The organism is Pseudomonas sichuanensis (assembly GCF_003231305.1).
Lineage (GTDB): Bacteria > Pseudomonadota > Gammaproteobacteria > Pseudomonadales > Pseudomonadaceae > Aquipseudomonas > Aquipseudomonas sichuanensis.
The window spans coordinates 1-1952 of the sequence record NZ_QKVM01000118.1; the positions used below are offsets into that span (position 1 = coordinate 1).

General features: G+C 65.5%; 1 protein-coding gene. It reads right to left on the reverse strand.

What is annotated here, in order from left to right:
- Window positions 1-1878: type VI secretion system tip protein TssI/VgrG (tssI, locus tag DM373_RS28305; protein WP_157966908.1), on the reverse strand; the 1878-nt coding region annotated here is incomplete at its 3' end.
- Between the last annotated feature and the right edge of the window lie 74 nt (window positions 1879-1952).

Here is a 1952-nt window from a genome sequence, read left to right on the forward strand (position 1 = left end):
CTGGGTGAATTCGGCGAATTCGTTTTTCGTCAGGTCGCCCGGGCCGCTGCCGAGGATGCCTTGGTGCTGCTTGTGCAGGTCCTTGGCCACGGTGTCCTGGTCGCCCGGTTCCTGGGCCTGCATCTGCTTGGCCAGTTCCGCCAGGCTGTCCTGCTGGTCACTGGCGGTGGCCAGGCGTTCGGCGGTTTCGGGCAGGTCCTTGTGGTGCTTGGCTTCGTTGGCGCGGGGCTCGGTGGTGAGCAGCAGGCCACCGGCTGCGCGGATGGCGCCGTGGCGATCGGTGCGCAGCTCGAAACCTTCACCGCGTGGCGCGCCGCCACTCGGTCTGGGGTGAGTGAGGTAACCGAGGTTCAGCGCACTGGCACCATGGTCGCTGCGCAGGGCGATGCTGATTTCGCTGGTGGTGTCGTCGATGCGCAGTTCGTTGCCGCGGCTGCCCTTGTATTCCTTGCTCTTGATCGTGGCCAGGGTCTTGAGGTCGGGCAGCTTGTAGTGCGGCATGTTCACGCCGTGGTACAGGCAGCCGGTCACCAGCGGTTGGTCGGGGTCGCCCTCGAGGAAACTGACCAATACCTCCATGCCGATGCGCGGCAGTTGCAGCCCGGCGATGCCCTGCCCGGCCCAACTGCTGGCCACGCGCATCCACACGCTGGACTTGTCATCGGCTTGGCCTTCGCGATCCCAGAAGAACTGCACCTTGATGCGGCCGTACTCGTCGCAGTAGATCTCTTCGCCGGCCGGGCCGCTGACCACGGCGCGCTGGGTGCCCAGCACCTTGGGCTTGGGATGCAGCAGCGGCGGGCGGAACGGTTGCTGCCACGGGGTAACCACGAAGAAGTTGCGGTAGCCCTGCTGGAAACCGTCGTACTTGGCGTCGACGTCGCTGGTGATGGCTTCTTCCAGCACCTGCGGCTGGCGGCCCTGGTGGCGCACGTCGGTGAGCAGCCACAGGTCGTTCCACTGAGCGTTGGGGTGGCTGCTCAGAGTGAGGAAGTGCCCACTGGCGAGCAGGGGCTGGTCGCTGTCGCCGCTGGCCTGCTGGTAGTCGCTGCGGTGGCGTTCCAGGGCGCGGTTGGCCAGGTGCTTGCCGCGAGGGCGGTCGAGGAAGCGGCCGGGGTAGTCGTAGTCTTCCAGGGCTGGTTCGTCGAGGCTGTCGGCGGCGCCTTCGAGCTGGATCAGCGGCTTCTTGAAGTCGTAATCGCGGCGGGTGACGCTGCTGGTGCGGGTTTCCACGCGCAGGCCGAAGCGCTTGATCATCGGCGTGTCGGCAACAAGCCCTGCATCCTGCTGGTAGGCCACCGGGGCCAGCTTGCGGAACACGGTCTGGTCGTCGCCGAACACCAGTTGGTGGCCCTCGGCGCTGTGGCGGAAGTGGTAGTGAATGCCTTCTTCTTCACACAACCGCTGGATGAACTGCAAGTTGGACTCGTCGTACTGCACGCAGTACTCACGCTCGGGATACGTCGCGCCCAACTGGAATTGGTAGGCGTTGGCGAGGATGCCATGCTCCTCGAGCACCTGGGCGATGATTGCCTGCACGGTCTTGTGCTGGAACATGCGCTGGTTGATGCGGTGGGCCAGGTACGCCAGCTGCGGGCGTATCGTGACCTGATAGCGGGTCAGGCGCTTGCCTGCCTCGCCTTGCGCGGCGCGGTAGATCAGGCCATGCAGGCCCCGCCCGTCGTCGCCGAGCTGAAGGAACGCGGGCTTGTGCAGCAGGCTCTCCAGGTTCAGCGAGGGGCGCTCGCTGACCAGCTCCAGGTCGATGGCGTAGGGTTGGCTGATGGCTTCCGTGCCGTCGAAGGCAAGTACTTGGAAGTCATGCTCCAACCCGTCGATGTGCAAGCTGAAGTGGGTCTGGTTCGCGGCGGCAAACATCCTTGTCCCTCATGTTGCGAAAAATCGGTGGCAAAACGACCGCAGCCCGCGGCGCGAACGCGGCGGGCTGCGGT